The sequence below is a fragment of the Nocardioides szechwanensis genome (assembly GCF_900103935.1).
Taxonomy (GTDB): Bacteria; Actinomycetota; Actinomycetes; order Propionibacteriales; family Nocardioidaceae; genus Nocardioides; species Nocardioides szechwanensis.
The window spans coordinates 284604-304331 of the sequence record NZ_FNIC01000001.1; the positions used below are offsets into that span (position 1 = coordinate 284604).

Annotated in this window: 20 protein-coding genes and 1 riboswitch; of the genes, 6 read left to right on the forward strand and 14 right to left on the reverse strand. The window is 70.4% G+C overall.

The window, feature by feature from the left end:
* Positions 1 to 4 precede the first annotated feature (4 nt).
* Together BLR90_RS01390 and BLR90_RS01395 are read right to left on the reverse strand one after the other, a co-directional pair.
* Positions 5 to 376 carry a DUF2304 domain-containing protein gene (locus tag BLR90_RS01390; RefSeq protein WP_091021875.1) on the reverse strand — a complete coding sequence of 124 codons (372 nt, stop codon included), beginning with the start codon at positions 374 to 376 and terminating at the stop codon, positions 5 to 7.
* Positions 373 to 1029, reverse strand: coding sequence for a glycosyltransferase family 2 protein (locus BLR90_RS01395; protein WP_091023149.1), 657 nt, complete (start codon positions 1027 to 1029; stop codon positions 373 to 375). Before BLR90_RS01395 ends, BLR90_RS01390 begins: the two co-directional genes overlap by 4 nt.
* Before the next feature lie 234 nt (positions 1030 to 1263).
* On the opposite strand from BLR90_RS01395, the gene BLR90_RS01400 reads away from it, so the two are divergent.
* A complete protein-coding gene (locus BLR90_RS01400) occupies positions 1264 to 2754 on the forward strand; it encodes a DUF2142 domain-containing protein (RefSeq protein WP_091021877.1) in 1491 nt (496 codons plus the stop codon).
* Here BLR90_RS01400 and BLR90_RS01405 read toward each other — a convergent pair.
* From BLR90_RS01405 to BLR90_RS01415, 3 genes are read right to left on the reverse strand one after another with little or no spacing between them, the layout of a single operon-like run.
* Positions 2736 to 3614, reverse strand: coding sequence for a glycosyltransferase family 2 protein (locus BLR90_RS01405; protein WP_091021879.1), 879 nt, complete (start codon positions 3612 to 3614; stop codon positions 2736 to 2738). The two genes, BLR90_RS01400 and BLR90_RS01405, sit on opposite strands and share 19 nt — an antisense overlap.
* 56 nt (positions 3615 to 3670) lie before the next feature.
* Positions 3671 to 3949 (reverse strand): Lrp/AsnC family transcriptional regulator, encoded by a 279-nt coding sequence (locus tag BLR90_RS01410; RefSeq protein WP_091021881.1) that lies wholly within the window; start codon positions 3947 to 3949, stop codon positions 3671 to 3673.
* Complete coding sequence (locus tag BLR90_RS01415) at positions 3946 to 5676, reverse strand: DEDD exonuclease domain-containing protein (RefSeq protein WP_091021882.1); 1731 nt, start codon at positions 5674 to 5676, stop codon at positions 3946 to 3948. Before BLR90_RS01415 ends, BLR90_RS01410 begins: the two co-directional genes overlap by 4 nt.
* A 62-nt stretch (positions 5677 to 5738) precedes the next feature.
* Between BLR90_RS01415 and BLR90_RS01420 the strand changes: the two genes are divergently transcribed.
* Positions 5739 to 6020 (forward strand): hypothetical protein, encoded by a 282-nt coding sequence (locus BLR90_RS01420; protein ID WP_091021884.1) that lies wholly within the window; start codon positions 5739 to 5741, stop codon positions 6018 to 6020.
* Positions 6021 to 6025: 5 nt separating this feature from the next.
* Here the strand turns inward: BLR90_RS01420 and BLR90_RS01425 are convergent, their stop codons facing one another.
* Positions 6026 to 6625, reverse strand: coding sequence for a class I SAM-dependent methyltransferase (locus BLR90_RS01425; protein ID WP_218029317.1), 600 nt, complete (start codon positions 6623 to 6625; stop codon positions 6026 to 6028).
* 89 nt (positions 6626 to 6714) lie between these two features.
* Here BLR90_RS01425 and BLR90_RS01430 point away from each other — a divergent pair, with 89 nt between their 5' ends.
* From BLR90_RS01430 to BLR90_RS01445, 4 genes are all read left to right on the forward strand, one after another.
* Entirely contained in the window at positions 6715 to 6921 is a 207-nt protein-coding gene (locus BLR90_RS01430; protein WP_091021888.1) for a hypothetical protein, read from the forward strand.
* 104 nt (positions 6922 to 7025) lie between these two features.
* A riboswitch (cyclic di-AMP (ydaO/yuaA leader) is annotated at positions 7026 to 7183 on the forward strand.
* A 46-nt stretch (positions 7184 to 7229) separates the two neighbouring features.
* Positions 7230 to 8171, forward strand: coding sequence for a C40 family peptidase (locus BLR90_RS01435; RefSeq protein WP_245715093.1), 942 nt, complete (start codon positions 7230 to 7232; stop codon positions 8169 to 8171).
* A 37-nt stretch (positions 8172 to 8208) separates the two neighbouring features.
* The gene (locus BLR90_RS01440) at positions 8209 to 9435 is read left to right on the forward strand and encodes a hypothetical protein (RefSeq protein ID WP_143016069.1); all 1227 of its coding nucleotides are present in this window, start codon (positions 8209 to 8211) and stop codon (positions 9433 to 9435) included.
* On the forward strand, positions 9432 to 10673 hold the full coding sequence (locus BLR90_RS01445; protein ID WP_091021894.1) for a M48 family metallopeptidase: 1242 nt from the start codon (positions 9432 to 9434) through the stop codon (positions 10671 to 10673). The genes BLR90_RS01440 and BLR90_RS01445 overlap by 4 nt, the downstream gene beginning before the upstream one ends.
* A 56-nt stretch (positions 10674 to 10729) precedes the next feature.
* Here the strand turns inward: BLR90_RS01445 and BLR90_RS01450 are convergent, their stop codons facing one another.
* The 8 genes from BLR90_RS01450 to cpaB all read right to left on the reverse strand — a co-directional run bounded on the left by BLR90_RS01450 (position 10730) and on the right by cpaB (position 19584).
* A complete protein-coding gene (locus BLR90_RS01450; protein ID WP_091021895.1) occupies positions 10730 to 10933 on the reverse strand; it encodes a Flp family type IVb pilin in 204 nt (67 codons plus the stop codon).
* 159 nt (positions 10934 to 11092) lie between these two features.
* Positions 11093 to 11746 carry a response regulator transcription factor gene (locus BLR90_RS01455; RefSeq protein WP_091021897.1) on the reverse strand — a complete coding sequence of 218 codons (654 nt, stop codon included), beginning with the start codon at positions 11744 to 11746 and terminating at the stop codon, positions 11093 to 11095.
* The gene (locus BLR90_RS01460; protein ID WP_170254220.1) at positions 11743 to 13296 is read right to left on the reverse strand and encodes a sensor histidine kinase; all 1554 of its coding nucleotides are present in this window, start codon (positions 13294 to 13296) and stop codon (positions 11743 to 11745) included. The genes BLR90_RS01455 and BLR90_RS01460 overlap by 4 nt, the downstream gene beginning before the upstream one ends.
* A gap of 5 nt (positions 13297 to 13301) precedes the next feature.
* Positions 13302 to 14222: a type II secretion system F family protein gene (locus BLR90_RS01465; RefSeq protein WP_091021901.1), complete on the reverse strand. Its 921-nt coding sequence runs from the start codon at positions 14220 to 14222 to the stop codon at positions 13302 to 13304.
* Between the two features lies 1 nt (position 14223).
* Positions 14224 to 16113 carry a type II secretion system F family protein gene (locus BLR90_RS01470; protein ID WP_091021903.1) on the reverse strand — a complete coding sequence of 630 codons (1890 nt, stop codon included), beginning with the start codon at positions 16111 to 16113 and terminating at the stop codon, positions 14224 to 14226.
* 4 nt (positions 16114 to 16117) lie between these two features.
* Positions 16118 to 17644 (reverse strand): TadA family conjugal transfer-associated ATPase, encoded by a 1527-nt coding sequence (locus BLR90_RS01475; RefSeq protein ID WP_091021905.1) that lies wholly within the window; start codon positions 17642 to 17644, stop codon positions 16118 to 16120.
* 4 nt (positions 17645 to 17648) lie between these two features.
* Complete coding sequence (locus BLR90_RS01480) at positions 17649 to 18833, reverse strand: CpaE/TadZ family protein (protein WP_091021906.1); 1185 nt, start codon at positions 18831 to 18833, stop codon at positions 17649 to 17651.
* 7 nt (positions 18834 to 18840) lie between these two features.
* Entirely contained in the window at positions 18841 to 19584 is a 744-nt protein-coding gene (gene cpaB, locus BLR90_RS01485) for a Flp pilus assembly protein CpaB (protein WP_091021908.1), read from the reverse strand.
* Positions 19585 to 19728: the final 144 nt, after the last annotated feature.

Below are 19728 nucleotides of genomic sequence, written 5' to 3' on the forward strand. Positions count from 1 at the left end.
GGTCTCAGCGGCGCTCGTGATCGCGCGAATCCAGGTGTGTGTCATGCGCCTGGGGGTCGGCCTCGTGCAGGGCGAGCTGCCTGGCGAGCTCGACGTAGCGGTCGTGCATCTCGTTGAGGCGCAGGTAGAGAGCGATGGTGACGAAGAGGAACGTGACGCAGAGGAGGTAGAGGACGAGGTCCGTGCCGCGACCGACACCGACCGCCTGGGCGACCTCGGTGACCGCGCCGGGGAAGAGGACCGCGACACCGCCGACGACGATGACGACCAGGGTCAGCGAACGGCGCAGCAGCAGGCTGAGTGCGGAGCGCTTGCCGCGGATCAGGACCAGGGCCGCCCCAGCCAGGCAGACCAGCAGGATCAGCTTGATGATCACGCGGCAGCCCTCAGTCGGTGCAGCGCGAGGTCGTAGAGGATGTTGAGCGCGTTGTAGCCGCGCTGGCCCTTGGCCTGGGAGTAGCTCGTGTAGGTCACCGTGACCGGGTGCTCGCCGTAGCTGAAGGACTCGCGTGCGATCACGTTGAGGATCTCGCTGGCATGCGACATCCCATGAAGCCGCAGCCGGATCCGCTCCGCCGCGTCCCGGCGCAGCACGCGCAGCCCGTTGTGGGCGTCAGTGACGTCCAGACCGGTCGTGGATCGGGTGAATCGGACGGCGGCTCGCAGCACGGCCCGCCGGTGGGCGGGGACTGTGCCGGTCGGCTCGAGGAACCGCGAGCCGAGGACCACCTGAAGGTCGAGGTCCTGGGCCATCCGTACCATCGACGCCGCGTCGCGCACGTCGTGCTGGCCGTCGGCGTCGAACGTCACGACGTACTCGATGTCGCGCAGGCGGAGCGCGTGACGAATGCCGGTCTCGAGGGCGGCCCCTTGGCCAAGGTTGGTCGGATGACGAACGACGATTGCGCCTGCCTCGCGCGCCAGCGCGGCGCAGTCGTCGGCGCTGCCGTCGTCAACGCAGATGATTGTCGCGAAGTGGGCGCGGGCGGCGGCGATCACACCGCTGATCACCGAGGCCTCGTTATGCATCGGGATCACCAGAGCGGTCGGGGCGGTAGGACGGTCGTGGCGCACGTAACCCCTCTCTTAGGTATGTCCACCGTAGGCGGGCGATGAGGTGTCAGATAGGTGTGCCCGTGAGTTGTGGCTAACCGACATTTCCCAGTAGTCCGAAATGACTAGACGTTCTTGCCGAGCGAGGAGGATGGGGTGTCGAGCCACCCTCATTTCTGGGCGGCCGACTACCGTACGCAGGTGCACGCAATGGGCCGGCGAGGTGTTGCCCTCGTGATCAGCGGGTTCCTGCTTCTACAGGTAGCGTGGATGATCACCATCCCGCCGTTCCGGGGGATCGACGAGATCGACCACGCCTACCGCGCGGCCGCCGTGGCCCACGGCGACTGGGTCGCGGGGGAGTGGGCGCCCGACGGGCGCGGCTGGCTCGTCGAGGTGCCAGCCTCCCTGGTCGCGGCCGCAGAGCCCCAGTGTCGGGAGCTGAAGTACTACGGACCCGACAACTGTGAGGCCGTCGCCACCTCGGCCGACGGAGACGTGCTGATCGCCTCCTCCGCGGCTGGCTACCACCCCGCCTTCTACTGGGTGATCGGGACGGCTGCCCGGCCGTTCGACGGCACCGCGGCCCTCTACGCCATGCGTATCGCGGCGGCCCTGATGTGCCTGCTCTTCCTGGGCCTCGCGGTGTGGGCCACCGGCCGGCTGTCCACCCGATGGCCGACGGCCGCGCTCCTGCTCGCGGCGTCGCCGGTGCTCGTCTACTCCACCACCGTGGCGGCTCCCAACGGGCTCGAGATGAGCGCCGGGCTGAGCCTGTGGTGCTCGCTCCTGGCGTTCGCGCAGGCACCGGACCGGGCCGACAGAGTGGCCGAGGACCAGGCGGCGGAACGCCGGCTGCTGGGGGTCGCCATCGCGTCGGCCGTAGTCCTGGGCACCTTGCGCCTGCTCGGCCCGCTCTTCATCGTCCTGATCGTTGCCTCGGTGGCGGCACTGCAGTGGCGCCCCTTCTGGGCGGCTATCCGCCAGACCCTCGGACTCTTCTGCGTCGGTGCCGCGCTCGTCGGTGCCTCCGTCGCCGCCTTCGCGTGGTGGACCTTCGGTCCCTACGTGCTGGACACCAGTGAGGCGGGACGCGAGGGGCCGGACACTTTCGACCTCGGCAACCTGGCCCTGTGGCCGCTCCAGTCGATCGCGGCCTTCCCCTACCGGGACCAGATGGGGTCACTCATCGTCTATCCGGTCGTGGGCGCCCTGGTGATCGCCCTGGTGATCGTCGCTTTGCGCGCCGGCACCCGCCACGAGGGCCTGGTCTTGCTCGCCTCGCTGCTGACCGCACTCGCTGTCCCGGTGGTGCTCAGCCTCCTGACGCTGAAGAGCACGGGAGTCATCTGGCAGGGCCGCTACGGCCTTCCGTACGCCGTCGGGTTCGTGCTGCTGGGCGGAGTGATCATGGGCAGGCGCCCCTCCCGGGCCACCCTCCCGTGGAGCCTGACCGTCCCCGCGCTGCTCGCCTACGCGGTGGCGATCGTGGCCTGCCTGCTCAAGGTGCTCGACGCGGAGATGCGTGACAACGCGGCCTCCGCGGCAGACCCGGTGTGGCAAGAGCCCGGGGCGGTCCTGCTGAGCGCACTGGTCGCGCTGGCAGTGGCATGCTTCGCGGCTGCGCTTTCGGGTCAGGCCCGTGACCGGGCGGACGGACCGGCCGAGACAGCTACCCACCCTCACCTCCGGAACGTGTGACGCGCCAGCACCCGTGACATCGCGCCGTCCCGTCGGCGCAGTGCTCGCGGGAGCAGGGTCATCGCGTGCAGGCGGGACGTCAGGTGCCGACGCGCCGCGCGGTCGGCGCGGTCCCAACCCATCGCCCGGCTGTTCCTCGCTAGCTCCTCGAAGAGCCGCCGCTCCTCGACGAACCGCTCGCTGTTCGCGGCGGTCACTGACGAGGCGCTCGCTGCGTGTCTCCGGTAGGAGAAGACCGGCCGGGGGTCCACGAGGAGCTCTCCGCCGCCGAGGATCACCTCGGCGAGCAGCGCGAGATCCAGGGTCGTGGGCAGGTCCTGACGGAACCCCGTTTCCGCGATGGTGCGGCGGCGCCACGCCATGGCCGGGAAGTAGGTCCAGTTGCCGCGCATCAGCCCGGCGAGCAGCGGCTCCCCGCTGAGCAGCACGGGGCTGGTGCCGACCGGGTTGAGGAGACGCTTCACGCGGTCGGTGGTGGGCAGGTGAGGTGCGCCCGCACCATCGATGATCTCGACACCCGGCAGGATCACCGTGGCCTGGGGGAAGGACTCGATCAGGCTGTGCATCCTGGCCACGTAGTCGGCGTGGAGCAGGTCGTCGCACCCAAGGAAGACCACCCACTCACAGGAGGCGTGAGCCAGGCAGCGCTGGAGGTTCCCTGCGACCCCCAGACGAATGGGGTTGGCCTCGTAGACGACCTGCTCGGCGGGCAGCCCCGACGCCCAGGAGCCGACGGACTCCGTAGGCGAGTCGTCCACGATGCGCAGGCGCCACCGAGGGTCGCTCTGGGTGAGCACACTCGTCACTGCCTCGTGAAGCTGACCCTCGTCGCCGTAGTGCGCAATCAGGATCTCAATCATGGAACCGCTTTCGACCGAGCCTGGTGGTGACGTGGTAGCGATCCCGCGCCTGGCGGTCAGTCGAGACCGAGCGAGAAGGCGGACTCGAGGTCGTGACGTGAGTAGGACCGGAAAGCGATATGGGTCTCGGTTTCGTTGACCCCGGGCACCTTGTTGAGGCGGTCGGCGATCACCGCGGCGACGTCGTCGTGGTTGCGCACGCGCACGAGCGCGATCAGGTCGATCTGGCCGGTCACGGAGTAGACCTCGCTGACCCCGTCGAGGGCGGCGATCGCCTCGGCCACCTCGGGGATCCGGGCGACGTCGGCCTTCACGAAGACGATGGCGGTGATCATGGGCGCGAGCCTAACGCTCCGTCGAGGTGACGACTCGCCCCCTGCACGGGACAGGTCCACTCGCCCTCGACGTCGATCAGCCTGACCGTCGGGGACTCGAGCCACCGGAGCAGCCGCTCGGTCTCCTCGGCGGTCGCCGCGGGGACCGGACCGGGCGCGGGGACCACGGTCTCGGCCGAGGCTCGGAGCGCGGCCACGTAGGCCAGGGCGTCGGCGCCGGGAGGGATCACCCCGGCCGCGGCGAGCCGGCCGTGACGCACGACGTGCACCGCCCACCGGCCGTCGTCCTCCCGGCGGGCGGCGACCACCTCGGAGCATCGCGTCAGCGAGCTGAGGCGTTGGGTGCGAGCGGCGGCTCGGACGAACGCGGCCAGCCGGTCGCGGTGGACGCCGGCCTCCTCGTAGCGCTCGTCGGCCGCGAGGGCGGCCATGCGCTGGTTGACGATCTCGACCACGTCGTCGGGGCGGCGCAGCAGGGTCTCCCGGAGCTGGCGTACGACGGCGGCATAGGTGTCGCTGTCGACGCTGCCGTCGCACGGAGAGAGACACCGGCCGAGCTCGGCGAGCACACAGGCGGAGCGTGCCGGGTGGAGGCCGAACTTGTCGGAGCACTGGCGCACCGGGAACGTGTCGTGGAGGGCGGCCAGGCACTTCTCGGCCAGCTTGCGCGAGCCGAACGGCCCGAGGTAGTCGGCGTCGTCGTCGAGGACCCGCTTGACCAGCGACAGGCGCGGCCAGGGCTCGCGGGTGAGCTTGACGAAGGTGACCTTCTCGGGGAACCGGGAGCGCCGGTTGTAGCTCGGCTTGTGCTCCGCGATGAGGCGCAGCTCGCGGACCTCGGCCTCGAGCGGGGTGGCGCACTCGATGGCCTGCACGCTCGAGGCGAGCCCGACCATCTCACCCATCCGGGAGCGGGTCTCGGAGGCGGTGAAGTAGGAGCGGACACGCGTGCGGACGTCGCGGGACGTGCCGATGTAGAGCACCCGGGAGCGGTCGTCCTTGAAGAGGTAGACACCGGGGGAGTGGGGAAGCCCGTCGGCGAGGTGTCGCTTGCGGCGCTGGGCCGTCGACACCCGCGACGAGAAGGTCTGGAGCTCCTCGAGGGTGTGGACCCCCAGGGCGCCGAGCCGCTCCATGAGCCCGTGGAGCACGTCGACGGTCGCCCGGGCGTCGGCCAGCGCGCGGTGGTTGGGCGTGGTGGCGGAGTGGAACACCCGGGCCAAGGAGGACAGCTTGTGGTTGGGGGCCTCGTCCCGGGTGACGACGCGGCGGGCGAGGCGCACCGTGTCGACCACTTCGAAGGCCGGCCAGGGTCGACCCTGCACCTCGGCGAAGTGGCGCAGGAAGCCCACGTCGAACGGGGCGTTGTGGGCGACCAGGACGGTCCCGGCGGCGAACTCGAGGAAGGCGGGCAGCGCCGACTCGATCGGCGGGGCGTCGGCGACCATGGAGTTGCTGATGCCGGTGAGCACGGCGATGAAGGCAGGGATCTGTGTCTGCGGGTTGACCAGCGTCTGGAACTCGCCGAGCACCTCACCGCCGCGCACCTTGACCGCGCCGATCTCGGTGATCATCGACCCGGCCGCTGCCGAGCCGCCCGTCGTCTCGAGGTCGACCACGCAGAAGGTCACGTCACGCAGCGGCCGCCCCAGCTCGTCGAAGCTTCGCTGGGACTCCCACCGTGACGTCGGTGCCCCGGGGGAGGCGGTGGGTGCTGCCTGGCTCATGTGACCGACGGTAGGACCGGGCACCGACAATCTCTGGAAGCCGCGCCCCATAGGGTGTCCCGGTGAGCTCGACACGACCGACCGTCCCTGACACCGCCCACCGCTGGCGGTGCGCCGGTTGCGGCAACCTGACCCGCTTCGACGTCACGCGCACCCGTCGTACCAAGGAGTTCTGGCACTTCGACCTGGCAGGGGACCACCAGGTCGAGCAGGTCGACCTGCTCGGTGAGGACGTCGAGACCGTGTCCTGCCGCTGGTGCGGCCGTGATGATGTTATCGAACTGGTGCAACGTTCTGCCTGGGCTGAGGGTTCAGTCGAGGACCCGACGAGCCCCACGAGCTAGGTCTCTCAGACGTCAGAGGACTTCGTGGCCAAGACCGTGAACTCGTTGTAGGTGAAGATCCTCCCGAACGCGCGCGGAGCTGGGAAGCTCCTCCATCTTCCGGCCGTCAGACCACACAGCTGAGCGAGCGCTTCGAGATCCTCGCCCGATGTCCACTCGACGTGCGTCGGGTCAGAGTCATACCCGCGTTCTTGAGGACAGATGAAGAACGCGCGACCACCGGGTCGGAGGGCGGGCAGGTAGTCCTGGATGATCGCCACGGCCTCGTCTCGGGACATGTGCTCGATGACGTGGGCGAACAGGAGACCGTCGAACGCCCCGATGAAGGTGTCTGAGCGTTCGCGCCACTCGGGTGTTGTGAATGCTTCGAATCCGTGCGAGCGCGCCCGGGCGACCGACGTGGGGTTGTGGTCAACCCCGACGGAACCGGTGTCGAGTGACCACAAGTTCCGGCCAACGCCGCATCCAACGTCGAGTGTCCTGCCAAGGGACTGGCGACGCAGATTCCATTGGTAGGGAGCCTGGACGTTAAGCAGGCGCTTCCACATTCTCGAGCCCTTGTGCTCGAGTCTTTTCGTGTAGTCACTGCCACTCGTATCAGTCACTGGAGAAGAATAGGGGCGACACCGTGTGCGCGGGGGCCGGCTGGGATTGCTTCCATGGGGATGTCGGCGGCGCCTGTCAGCCTGAGGGCATGACGACGAGAATCGACTGCGACACCTGCGTGGTGCGCGGCCTGGCGTGCCACGACTGCGTGGTGACCGTGCTGCTCGGGCCGCCGCCGGAGCTCACCTTCGACGATGACGAGCGGCGCGCCTTCGAGGCGCTCGCCGCCGGTGGCCTGGTGCCGCCGCTGCGACTGGTCCAGCCCATGGCCGGACCGGAGGTCGAGTCCGCCTGAGAAGTGTCGACCCTGAGTTGGCCAGGCCCCGGTCGGGCGACTAACCTGAGGCGTTCAGGCGTCTGTGGAAGTGGGCCACCAGGGTCCGCGCAGGTGCCGCGTCGAGTTCTGGGTCGCCTTCGGGGGCGTCCCGGGAGCCGGGGAACCAACTCACCTGGGGTGAATCCCTCGCAAGGCGCCGCGCAAGCGGCGAGGAGCGAAGGTAGGGCTAAGTCGTGCCCGAACCCGTCAGCTCACCCGGTAGGCGTACGACACGCAAGGGAGACCGCCCGCTCGTGCGGAAGCGACTCATCACTGCCCTGTCGGGTTTGGCTCTGGCCACCGCGATCGGGCTCGTTCCCTCGACCTCGGCCCAGGCCGAGCCCGACATCGACACCGTCCAGGCCCGCGTCGACCGGCTCTACCACGAGGCCGAGCAGGCTTCCGAGCGCTACAACGACGCGAAGATCGAGCTTGACGCCCTCCAGCGTGACCTCGAGTCGCTGCGCGCCGACCAGGAACGACAGGACGCCGACCTGGGAGCGGTTCGCGAGCAGGTCAAGGACACGATGCTGCGCCAGTTCGAGGGCCAGGGCATCTCGGCGGTCGGTGAGGTCTTCGTCTCCGACGACCCCAGCGCCTTCCTCTCCCAGCTCTCGACCATGTCGAGCTACACCAGCTACCAGGACGCGCTCCTCGACGACTACGCGACCGAGGTCCAGGCCCTCGACATCCGCCGTACGGCCACCGCCACGCGCCTCGAGCAGGTCGAGAAGACCGAGGAGCGCCTCGCCGCCGAGAAGGCGACCATCGAGGCGAAGCACTCCGAGGCCGAGTCGCTGCTCGACCGCCTCAAGGAGGAGGAGCGGACCCAGATCCTCTCCCGCGGCAGCACCACCGTGCCCTCCGTCGTCCCCGCCTCCGGCCGAGCGGCCGCTGCGGTCGCCTACGCCATGGCGCAGGTCGGCGACGCCTACGTCTACGGCGCGGCCGGCCCGAGCGCGTGGGACTGCTCTGGGCTGACGATGGTGGCCTGGGCCCAGGCGGGCGTGGCTCTGCCGCACTCCTCCAGCGCCCAGTACTCCTCCGGCGCCCGGGTGTCCTCCAGCGACCTGCAGCCCGGTGACCTGGTCTTCTACTACAGCCCGATCAGCCACGTCGGCATGTACATCGGCAACGGCCTGATCGTGCACGCGGCGAACCCCAGCTCAGGGACGCGGGTGGCCGAGCTCTACTCCATGCCGTACGTCGGTGCGGTCCGCCCTGGCTGACCCGCCGACCTCGAAGGCCGGCCGTCCACGTCTGTGGGTGGCCGGCCTTTCGCTGTTGCTGCTGGTGGCCGTCGGGCTGATTTCGTGGTCCGTGCTCGTACCCGAGTCCTACGTGGCGACCCCGCCCAGTGAGCAGCCGGTTGAGACGGTGCGCCCGGGCGAGGCGGCCCAGGCCCTGAGCGCGCTCGAGGACGCCGTCGAGTCCGGTGACGCAGCCGCCGCTCGGGCGCTTGCTCCAGCCGGCGACACAGTGGCCGGCGACCTCCTGGCGGCAGTGGTCGGCAACGCGGAGGCACTCCGCGTCACCGACCTCTCCATGCGCTACGTCGACGTCACCGGAGCCCCCGCCGATGACGGCCGCTGGAGCGCCGCGGTCGACGTCACCTGGCGTTTCGCGGGCTACGACGACAACGCCGCGCGGGCCGAGGTGGTCGTGACGTTCGCCTCCGACGATGCCCGCGTGGCGATCGCCGGTGTCGGCGGCGGCGACCGGGTGGCCCCGCTCTGGATGGCCGGGCCCGTGACCGTGCGGCGTACCCGCGACGTGCTGGTGCTCGTCTCGGACAGTGGCGCCGCGGCCGAGCGGGTCGCGGAGCGCTACCTGAGGCTGGGCCGCGCGGCCCGGCCGGTCGTGCGCCGGGTGCTGCCGAGCTGGACCGGCGGGCTGGTCCTGGAGGTGCCGTCGACGCAGGCCGAGCTCGACCGCACCCTGGCTGCCGAGCCCGGCGAGTACGGCGGCGTCGCCGCGGTCACCGCGGCACCCGACCTCTCCAACGCGCCGGGAGCACCGGTCCACGTCTTCCTCAACCCCGCCGAGCTCGACCGGTTGCGCAGCCTCGGGGCACAGGTCGTGGTCAGCCACGAGGCGACCCACGTCGCCACCGATGCAACCAGCAGCGTGTCGGTCCCGCAGTGGCTCCTGGAGGGCTTCGCCGACTACGTGTCACTGCGCGACGTCGACCTGCCCGAGACGCGTGCGGCCGCCCAGGTCATCGCGCAGGTTCGTGAGAGCGGGCCACCGCGCGCGCTGCCCGGGGCGACGGAGTTCGACGCCTCCACGGGCCACGCGGGGGCGGCCTACGAGGCCGCCTGGCTGGCCTGCCGGGTGCTGGCCGACCGTGGTGGCGAGGACGCACTCGTGCGCTTCTACGACGACCTCGGCGAGGGTGTGCCTCTCGCCCAGGCGCTGCGCGACTCATTCGACTGGACCGAGGCCGAGCTGCTCCGCGCGTGGCGGACCCGGCTGTCAGACTTGGCGGCGTGACCACCCCCGACCGCAGGGCCGCCCTGTGGACCACCGCCGTCGGGGCGACCGTCTTCGTCGTCGTCGCGATCTGGCTGGTGCCGTGGGACCCGGTCCCGGGCGGCGACCTCCAGTCGCTGGACCCGCGGACGGTGTTCACAGACGCCCAGATCGACCGGGCCGAGGCCTACGCCCGCCAGGCTCGCACCTGGAGCTGGAGCTCGCTGGCGGTGTCGCTGGCGATGGTGTGCTGGCTGGCGTTCGGGCGCCGCGGTCGTGCCCTCTTCCAGCGGCTCCCGGGACCGTGGTGGGTGCAGGTGCCGCTGGCCGTCGCCGTCGTCGAGCTGGTGCTCCGGGTCGTGACCCTGCCGTTCGCGGTCCTGCTCCGGCAGGGCCGGCTCGACGAGGGGCTCACGAACCAGTCCTGGGGCGCGTTCGCCGTCGACCTCGTGAAGAGCGAGGTCGTCGGCATCGTCGTCACGTCGTTGGCACTGGTCGCCGTCGTCGCCTGCGCCCGGCGCTGGCGGCGGGCCTGGCCTGCCGTGGCCGCGGGCGCGCTCGGGGTGCTCGTGCTGGCCGGCTCGTTCGTCTACCCCCTGGTCGTCGAGCCGCTCTTCAACGACTTCGAGCCGTTGCCGGACGGCCCGCTGCGGACGCAGATCATGGCTTTGGCCGACGCGGAGGGGGTGCAGGTCGACGACGTGCTGGTCGCCGACGCGTCACGACGTACGACGACACTCAACGCCTACGTCTCCGGCTTCGGCGGGACCCGCCGTGTCGTCGTCTACGACAACCTCGTGGACGACCTGCCGCAGGACCAGGCGCTCTCGGTCGTGGCGCACGAGCTCGCCCATGCGCGCCACGGCGACGTGGTCACGGGGTCGGTGCTCGGCGCCGCTGGCGCGGTCACCGGCGTCGGGCTGCTGGCGCTGCTGCTGGCCGGCCTGGGACGACGGAGACGAGGCGGACACCTGGCCCAGGGCGGGGTCGCGGTCCCGGTGGTCCTGGCGTTGGTGTCGCTGGCCACCGTGGCCACGTCACCGGTGGAGAACGCCGTCAGCCGCCAGATCGAGATCCGCGCCGACGTCGACGCCCTGCGGGCCACCGACGACCCCGAGGCGTTCAAGGCCATGCAGACCCAGCTCGCGCTGCGCTCGCTGGCCGACCCCACCCCGCCGGCGTGGAGCCAGTTCTGGTTCGGCAGCCACCCGACCGGGCTGACGCGAATGGCCCTCGCCGACCGGATGCCGAGCGACTGAGTCGCTGGCGGTCCGGCCGACGAGGGCCAGTGCGCTCCCGTTCAGGGAGACTCGGTCTAGCAGCTGCCGGCGCCAGTCCCGCCCACGCTCTTGCAGGTCTTGTCGAAGAGGTCCTGGATCGTGCCGCTGAAGGCGAAGATCACGACGGCGACGAGGGCGGCGATGCCGGCGATGAGGAGGCCGTACTCGACTGCCGAGGCGCCGCGCTCCTCCATCGACGCAAAGCGGGCGTTGAGCAGGATGCGGAGGTACTCGATCATGGGGGTCTCCCTTTGGGTTGGAACCGGCGTTTCGGGTGCGAGGCGAGGAACCTCGCGTCCGATCAGCATCGCCGCTCCGTCCCCCGCGGGGGATCGGGCGATGAGTCCGACCTGGCTAGTCATTTATGACTAGGTGATACCCAGGGACTCAGGCAACCGTCAGCGGGCGGTGGAGGAGATGCTCGACAGCAGGCCGATCCGCATGGCGGTGACCAGCGCCTGGGCGCGGTTGGAGGCCCCGAGCTTCTGGTAGATCCGCGCGATGTGGGACTTGGCGGTCGACTCGCTGAGGTAGAGCTTGTCGCCGATCGCGGCCGCACCGAGCCCGTCCGCGAGCAGGAGGAGCACCTCGTGCTCGCGGTCGGTCAGCTTGGTCGACTCGGAGCTCTGGCGGCGCAGCATCGCGCCCACCAGGCCGCTGCACACGAAGGACCGGGGGGACACGGCGGCGTGGCGGGCGGCGCGCACGACCTCGCCGGCGGGCGCGTCCTTGCCGACGAAGCCCGAGGCGCCGGCCTGCATGGCGGCGAAGATCTGGTCGTCGCCGGAGTGCATCGTGAGCACGATGAGGCCGGTGGTGTCGCTCTTCCCGCGGATCGTGCGCACGATGTCCAGCCCGGTGCCGTCCTGGAGCTGAAGGTCGGCGACGACCACGTCCGGCCCGAGCTCGTCGTACGCCGTCATCGCCTCGGCCACGCTCGAGGCCAGGCCGACGATGGTCATGTCGTCCTCGAGGTCGATCACGGCGGCGAGGCCGTTGCGGATCAGCTCGTGGTCGTCGACGAGGAGGATGCGGATCGGGGCGTCGCTCATGCGGTCACGCTTTCGGGGTCGGGTCGCGCTGGTTCGGAGGAGGTCGCCGCCGGACCGATCTGGACTGTCACGGTGAGACCCCCGGTCTCGTTCTCGCTGACCGACAGGTCGGCCTTGATGAGCTGGGCGCGCTCGCGCATGATCTTGAGCCCGTAGGAGTCGGTGCGCCCCTGCTGGAGGCCGCGGCCGTTGTCGCAGACGCTGATCCTCGCCCGGGGGGCATAGACCTGGCACTCGACCTCGATCGCCGTCGCCCGGGCGTGCTTGACCGCGTTGTTCATGGCCTCCTGGGCGATGCGGAAGAGCTCGGCCTCCACCTCCGCGCGGAGCCGGGTCGTGTGCTCGTCGAGCGTGACGGTGATGGGTACGCCGGACACCTCGCTCAGGTTCCTGGCCACGGAACCCACGGCCGCGCCCAGGCTCTCGCTCTCGCCGACACTGGTGCGCAGCGTGAGCACCGAGCTGCGCACCTCGGACACGATCGCCGTGACCTGGGCCCGCAGCGCCGCCAGCTGCTTGGCCTGCTCGGGAGACGCCGGCCGCGCGGCCAGCGCGTCCACGGCGTAGCCGAGCGACGCGATGTCCTGGGCCACGCCGTCGTGCATCTCGCGGGACAGGCGGCGCCGCTCGTCGGCGGTCGCGGTGTCGCGGAAGTGGGAGAAGAGCAGGGCGGTGTCGAACTGGACCAGACCGGCCTGCAGGTCGGCGACGAGCTCGGTGAGCCGCGCCCCCAGGTCGAGGTCGACCCTGTCCGAGAGGGTGCCGGCGATGATGGCGGTCTCGCCCAGGGCGAAGGCGAACGTGCGGTGCTCGACCGCGGTGCGCCCGGAGCCCCACACCTCGGTCGCGAGCTGCTCGATGCGGGCCAGCGCGTCGGGGTCGGGGGACTCGGTGATCAGTGGCGCCAGGGTCTCCCCACGGGGGACGTAGAGCGCGAGCGACACGGCCGGCAGCCGGTCGCGGACCTGGCTGAGGAGCGCCCCACCGAGGGCGTTGACGTCAAGACCGGAGCTCAGGCCCTCGGACAGCCCGATCAGCTCCCTGATCAGGCCCTGCGCGTAGCGGTAGGACGAGACGGTGTCCGGCTCCAGCACGCTCGTCGAGCGGACGAACGTGGCGATGAACCCCACCCCGATGCCGGTGACGGTCCAGGTGAAGATCCCCAGGCTCGCCTCCGTGGTGAGGCCCCCGAACACCAGCAACGAGATCGACACGAGGGCGGTCAGCTGGGCCGAGACACTCTGGGCGACCCCGCTCAACCCCCGGTGGAGCCCTGCGACGAACGGCGAGATCGCCAGTGCGGCCAGCACGCTGAGCGTCGATTCGATCGTGAATGCGCAGACCGCGCCGACGAGGGCGGCCTCGAGTGTCCAGGGCATCGACCGCGTCGCACGCCAGCTGGCTGCCTGGGCGAGCACCCAGATCGCGGCGATGACCGCGAGCGCGGCCACGGCCACGACGTCGCGCTCCCACAGCACAGGCGCTGCTATTGCGACCAGGACGAAGATCCGGGCCGCCGCTGTGATGCGGAAGAGCTGCTGGCGGGGCACGGGAGTCATCCGAAGCTGTCCATGATGGCGATGGCAGCGGGACCCATCACCGCGATGAACAGGCAGGGAAGGATGCAGAAGATCAGCGGGACCGTCATCTTGACGGGGACCTGCTGAGCCTTGGTCTCGGCGCGCTGGCGGCGCTTGACCCGCATCTCGGACGACTGCACGCGGAGCACCTGGGCGACCGGGATGCCGAAGGCGTCGGCCTGCACCATCGCACTGACGAAGGACCGGAGCTCGGGCACGGTGGAGCGCTCGGATAGTGCCCGCAAGGCCGCCGAGCGGCCCTGGCCGATCTGCATCTCGCGCAGGACCCGCGCGAACTCCTCCGCCAGCGGCCCTTCGGTCTTGCGTGACACGTGCTGCAGGGCGGCGTCGAAGCCGAGGCCGGCCTCGACGCTGATCGTGAGCAGGTCGATCGCGTCGGGCAGGTCACGCTGGATGACCTGTGAGCGCTCGTAGGTCTTCTGGTAGAGATAGAGGTTTGGGACGAAGAAGCCGAGCGTCACTCCCCCGACTACCATTAGGATCTGGACACCGACACCGACGCCGAAGGCCAGGGACAGTGCGAGACCGACGACGGCCAGGGTGACGGAGCCGATCACCTTGCCGGAGACGACCCGGTCGACGCTCCAGTCGCGCGGGTTGCCCGCGAAGTCCAGTTTGCGGCGCACGCGCTCGGCGGAGTCGGCACCGGAGAGCCGGCGGCCGAGGTTCAGCGCTCGCGCCTGGAGTGGCTCGAGCACCCGCTCCCCGAACGGACGGTCCAGCTCGGCGGTCAGCTCCTTTGGAGCGTTGTCCATCGCCTCCAGCACGGCGAGGGACCGGGTGACACCGACCTCGCTCGGCGGCCCGACGGCCATGCCTACGAGCACGATCGCGGCCACGAAGAGGATCACCCCCATTACTAGCAGGAGCGTCATCTCACACCTCGACCTTGATCAACTTGCTCATCCAGAAGATCCCCACGGCCAACCACACAGCCCCGCCGATGAGCATGAGGAGCCCGCGTGGATCGGTGAACAATGGCATGACGTAGTCGCGCTGCACGGCGAGGAGGTAGAGAAGGAACAGCGGCGGCAGAGCCCCGAGAACGCCGGCCGACAGCCTTCCCTCAGCCGACAGGGCCGCGACCTGCCGCCGCATGTACTCGCGCTCGCGCATAGTGGCCGCGACGGTGTCGAGCAGCTCGGCGAGGTTTCCGCCGACCTGGCGCTGGATCCGGATCGCCATCACGACCCAGGCGAAGTCCTTGCTCTCGAAGCGCTCGGCGACGCCGTCGAGGGCGTCTTCCAGTGACACGCCCAGCCTCGTTTCGACCAGGACCCGCTTGAACTCCGTGGAGACGGGGTCGGTGCCCTCGCGCACGATGGTGTCCACCGACTGACCCAGCGAAAGGCCCGCCGACAGGGAGCCGGACATCAGCTGGAGGGTCTCGGGTAACCCGGAGTTGAAGGCTTTGCGCCGGCGGCTGCGCCGGAGCCCGAGGTACAGCCACGGGCCGACCGCGCCCATAGCCAGGAAGAGGAGGCCGACCACCAGACTGCCCTTTCCCAGCAGGACTCCCACCAGACCGGCGCCGAGGAAGAACGCGAGGTGCACCAGCAACCACTCGGACGACTTGAGGTCGCTGCCGGCGCCGTCGAGGCGATGGGCGATCCGTGCCTCGAGGCCCTTGTTGCGACGGAGGACCTTGGACGCGGCCTCCTTCGCCTGTGTCAGGGCCGCCTCGGCCTCGGGTCGTGGCGCCGCAGGTCCGGCTGCCGGCGAGGTGTAGCGGGACACGCGGTCGACGACGGTCATCGGCCGGCTGCGCTGGGGGACGAGCAGAGCGAGGGCGATGACGAGCCCGGCGCCGAACGCGCCGATCCCGGCGTACTTCGTCCAGCCCGGGAGGCTCCGGCCGTCGCTGCCCGAGGGGCCAAACGCCTCGGGCACGTTGTCTTGCACGGTCGTGAAAGCCTCGGCGGTGACTGGCCCGCCGTCGGTCTCCAACGTGACCTCGACGGACGCCTCCGTGACGGCCAGCCCGGCGGGTACCTGGGCGGTCACCAGCACCTGACGCGCGAGTACGTCTGCCTCCCTCGAGAAGGCGTCGGCCAGCGCGCTCGGCGTGGCGGGGATGACCTGGCCGCCGCCAGCGCCGGCCAACGCGGTGAGCGCCTCGACCGCTAGGCCCTGCTGCTGGAGCGCGACGACGTCGACCAGGATCTCGGCCTCGCCGATCGCTTGGGTGACGACCTCGAGGTCGGTGTCACTGGTGTCGGCTCCGTCGGACAGGACGAGCAGCGAGCGCTGACCCTCCACTCCGGCCATCGTGACGGCCGCGAGCACCCCGTCGTACAGTCGGGTCTCCTTGGTCAGGGTGAGGCCCTCGACGACTGCGGCCGCGGCGGCGCGGTCCTTGGTGGGCACGAGGCTCGGCGTCACGTCGGCGGCGAAGCTGACGATCCCGACGTAGACGTCATCTGGCACAGCCTTAAGGAAGGCGAGAGCCGCGGCCTTCGCCGCCGCGAAGCGAGGGCCTTCCATCGAGTTGCTGGTGTCGACGGCGAGTACGGCGGTCCGCCGGACCTGGGAGGTGGTCGCCGCCGGGACGGCGACGGCCGAGGCGATCTGGCCGTCGATGGTCACCGAAACCTGCTCGAGGTCGACCTCGACGTCCGGCGGCACCGACACCAGGATCTGCAGCCCCTCGGCCGTCGGCTCGACGTGCGCGATCGTGCCCTCGGCCGCGTAGGCCCCGGGCGCGGGGACGAGCGCCAGCACCACCGCCGCGAGCGCGGTCGAGAGCAGGGTGCGGAGGCGAGCCATCGGGCTACATCCGGTCCGTGTGGAACAGCAAGGGGTCCACAGTCACGTTGGAGTAGGCCATCTTGTCCAGGAACTTGGGGCGCAGGCCCGTGGAGCGCAGCCGGCCGAGGGTGCGTCCTTCGGCGTCGAAACCGGCGCTGTTGTCGAAGACGAAGATGTCCTGGAGCGTGATGACGTCGCCCTCCATCCGCTCCACCTCGGTGATGTGGGTGATCCGGCGCGACCCGTCCTTGAAGCGGGTCTGGTGCACGATCAGGTCGACCGCCGACGCGATCTGCTCGCGGATGGCGCGCACCGGCAGGTCCATGCCGGCCATCAGCACCATCGTCTCCATGCGGGAGAGCGTGTCGCGGGGGCCGTTGGAGTGCAAGGTGCAGATCGAGCCGTCATGGCCGGTGTTCATGGCCTGGAGCATGTCGAGCGCCGAGGCGTCGCGGACCTCCCCGACGATGATCCGGTCGGGCCGCATCCGCAGGCTGTTCTTGACGAGGTCGCGGATCGTGACCGCCCCCTTGCCCTCGATGTTGGACGGCCGCGACTCGAGCCGCACGACGTGGTCCTGCTTGAGCTGGAGCTCGGCGGCGTCCTCGATGGTGACGATCCGCTCGTCGTCGGGGATGAACGACGAGAGCACGTTGAGGGTGGTCGTCTTCCCGGCGCCGGTGCTGCCCGAGACGAAGATGTTGAGGCGACCGCGCACACAGGCCTCGAGGAAGTCGGCGGTCTGCGGTGACAGCGAGCCGAACGTGATCAGGTCGTTGACGGTCAGCGGGTCGGTGGCGAACTTCCGGATGGTCAGAGCGGAGCCGTCGACCGCCAGCGGGGGTACGACGGCGTTGACGCGGCTGCCGTCGGGCAGCCGGGCGTCGACCATGGGGCTCGACTCGTCGACGCGGCGGCCGATGCGGGAGACGATCTTGTCGATGGTCCGGCGCAGGTGCGCTTCGTCCGCGAAGGTCGCGTCAGCCGCGACCAGGCGCCCCGACTTCTCGAGCCAGATGCTGTCGGCGCCGTTGACCATCACCTCGGACACGTCGGGGTCGCGCAGGTAGGGCTCGATCGGGCCGTAGCCGAGGATGTCGTCGCTGATCTCCTGCGTGACGCGGGCGCGGTCGCTGTTGCTGAGCGGCCGGTCCTGCGAGCCCATCACGTCGGCGAGGACCGCGCGCACTCGCCGGTCCAGCTCGTTCTGGTCCATGTCGGCGTCGTAGAGCTGGGGGCCGAGCTGCTTGAGCAGCTCGACGTGGACGCTGGACTTGAGCTCCTCGATCCGGTCGTGCTGCGACGCGGCGAGCGACCGGCGCTGATTGGGCGTCGGTTCGACGGCCTTGGCCGGCGCCCGACGGGCGGCGGCGGCGACCGCGGCGGCCGCGCCGGCGGGGTCCAGGCTCGTCAGCTGGGTAGCCGCAGGGGAGGGGCCTTCACCCGGGGTCGGCTGCCCCTCGCCGTCCGTCGCGTCGCTGCCCTCGGGCCGGGACGCCGCCTCGCTCGCGCGCCGGGCGGCCGCGAGGCGATCGGAAAGACTGCTCATGCCGTCACCGCTTCTTCCGGAAGAGCCCGCGCTTCGCCGTCGAGCCCGGCTCCGCCTGCGCGGGGGACCCATACGGCGACGCGACCGGCTCGCCGGCGAGCGTGCTCGCGAGTGCCGTGATCGCGGTGCTGAACGGGTGCTGCGGCCGCTCGCTGACGATCGGGTTACCGGCGTTTGTGGACGCCCCGATGTCCAGGGACGAGGCGACCCGCGCCGCGATGCTCATGCCGAGGATAGCCTCGACCTTGTCGGGGCTGATACCGACCTCGTCGTCGGCCCGGTTGAGCAGCAGGTGTCGGTGACCCCGGGCGATGTCGAGCATCTGCAGGGTCTCGAGTGCGACCTTGACGTTCTTGAGAGTGGGGACGTCGAGGGTGGCCACGATGACGCACTCGTCGGTCTCGTCCAGCGCGGTCAGCGTCACGTCGTCGAAGGACGGGGCTGTGTCGACGACGACGAAATCGAAGTGCTCCTTGAGCGTGCGCAGGATGCGGGAGACGAGCGCGGCCGTGACCCGTTCGCGGACGTCGGGGTGGGCGGGCGCAGCGAGCACCATCAGCGATCCGTGGTGGCGCGTCAGCAGCCCGTCGAGCATGGCGAAGTCGATGGCGTCCTCGGAGCCCACCGCCTGCTCGATGGAGTGGGTGGGGAAGAGCTGCATGGTGATGGCGACGTCGCCGAATGCGAGGTCGAGGTCGACCAGGCACACCCGGCGTGCCCCTCCCTCGGTGAGGGCGAGGGCCAGGTTGACCGACATCGTGGTCTTGCCGACCCCGCCCTTCGGCGAGAACACGGTGACGACCTTGCCGTGGTGCGCTGCCCCTGCGGGCCCCCGCAGGGCAGTGAAGAGCTGGTGCGCGCGGGCCACCGCGGCCGAGATAGCGTCAAGGTCGGAGGCCGGGACGACGTCGCGGGCGCCGGCCTTCATGGCCTGCGTGAGGACTGCCGTGTCGAGCGTCTCGCGGACCAAGACAACGCTGATGGTCGGCCGGGTGGTGCGCAGCTCCTCGCACACGCGCACTGCCTCGTCCATCGGGAGGGCAGGGCCGAGAACGACGACGTACTCCTCCGGGTGCTGGTCGAGCCACGCGGTCATCCGTTCGGGCGTGGCGAGGCACTGCGAGCCAGTGGGCAGCGCCTTGAGGAGGTCCGCGACGGACGGGCCGTGGGGTTCGACGAGGACGGGCATCAGCAGCTCACCGGAAGAGGTTCTGCAGGCCCACGCCGCGACCGGCCTCGACCTGGCTCTTGTCGTTGACGAGTCCGAGGACCAGCTCGCCGTTGCGCTGGGCGAAGATCGTCCGCTCGACGTCCTTCTGGCTGAACGCGAAGGTCAGCAGGGTGCGTGGCAGCTGCTCGACCGTCTCGGCGCCGGTCGGGTCGGTGGTTGTCGTGGTGGCGACCTGCGTGGTGGAGCCGGTGCCCAGCACGAGGGCCCGCGGGTGCAGGATCCGGGCGACGTTCTGGCCGGTCTGGGGATCCACGCCGTACCAGTAGACGGCCACCTCGGCCCCGGGGTTGACGAAGCCGGCGACGCGCTGGGGGTCGCCCAGGTCCACGCTGATCGCCTGGAGCCCGTCGGGGATGGGGAGCGTGGACGAGGCTTCGACCTCGGTCGCGGCCCCGAACTTGGCAGGCAACAGCTGCTCCCCCGGGTAGAGCGTCGTCAGTGCCACCTGGCCCTTGAATACCGCGCCCTGGTCGGTAGCGCCCGGGAGCACGCTGCCGACCGTGACGGTCTGCAGGTTGATCTTGCCCGCGGTGAGCGCGACGTCGACCGCCTCTCCCGCCTCGATCTGCTGGGTGGCCACGAGCACCTCGACGGTCTCGAACCGCTCCTCCGCCCGGCTCTCGGCGTTCTGGGCGTAGACGAAGACGAGCGCGGCCCCGAGTGCGGCTACGACCACGGCCGCGACCATGAGAATTCTGCGACGGTCCATCGAACAGCGCCTTCCCTCGGCGCGAGCCGGTCGGCGGCTCGTCGCGTCCCTCGAAGACGTGATGTCCCACCCCAGAGAGGATCACGGCTCCGGCGCCACCACTCTCGGTGCGGTGCGCCAGTCGGAGGTTATCTGAGAATCGAG

Bases quoted from the DNA above. Each gene is read 5' to 3' on its own strand.
- BLR90_RS01480 (WP_091021906.1), bottom strand. From the start codon at position 18,833: ATGCCCGTCCTCGTCGAACCCCACGGCCCGTCCGTCGCGGACCTCCTC.
- BLR90_RS01450 (WP_091021895.1), bottom strand. From the start codon at position 10,933: ATGATCGAGTACCTCCGCATCCTGCTCAACGCCCGCTTTGCGTCGATG.
- BLR90_RS01430 (WP_091021888.1), top strand. From the start codon at position 6,715: ATGACGACGAGAATCGACTGCGACACCTGCGTGGTGCGCGGCCTGGCG.
- BLR90_RS01405 (WP_091021879.1), bottom strand. From the start codon at position 3,614: ATGATTGAGATCCTGATTGCGCACTACGGCGACGAGGGTCAGCTTCAC.
- BLR90_RS01475 (WP_091021905.1), bottom strand. From the start codon at position 17,644: ATGAGCAGTCTTTCCGATCGCCTCGCGGCCGCCCGGCGCGCGAGCGAG.
- BLR90_RS01400 (WP_091021877.1), top strand. From the start codon at position 1,264: ATGGGCCGGCGAGGTGTTGCCCTCGTGATCAGCGGGTTCCTGCTTCTA.
- BLR90_RS01470 (WP_091021903.1), bottom strand. From the start codon at position 16,113: ATGGCTCGCCTCCGCACCCTGCTCTCGACCGCGCTCGCGGCGGTGGTG.
- BLR90_RS01455 (WP_091021897.1), bottom strand. From the start codon at position 11,746: ATGAGCGACGCCCCGATCCGCATCCTCCTCGTCGACGACCACGAGCTG.
- BLR90_RS01395 (WP_091023149.1), bottom strand. From the start codon at position 1,029: ATGCATAACGAGGCCTCGGTGATCAGCGGTGTGATCGCCGCCGCCCGC.
- BLR90_RS01415 (WP_091021882.1), bottom strand. From the start codon at position 5,676: ATGAGCCAGGCAGCACCCACCGCCTCCCCCGGGGCACCGACGTCACGG.
- BLR90_RS01465 (WP_091021901.1), bottom strand. From the start codon at position 14,222: ATGACGCTCCTGCTAGTAATGGGGGTGATCCTCTTCGTGGCCGCGATC.
- cpaB (WP_091021908.1), bottom strand. From the start codon at position 19,584: ATGGACCGTCGCAGAATTCTCATGGTCGCGGCCGTGGTCGTAGCCGCA.
- BLR90_RS01410 (WP_091021881.1), bottom strand. From the start codon at position 3,949: ATGATCACCGCCATCGTCTTCGTGAAGGCCGACGTCGCCCGGATCCCC.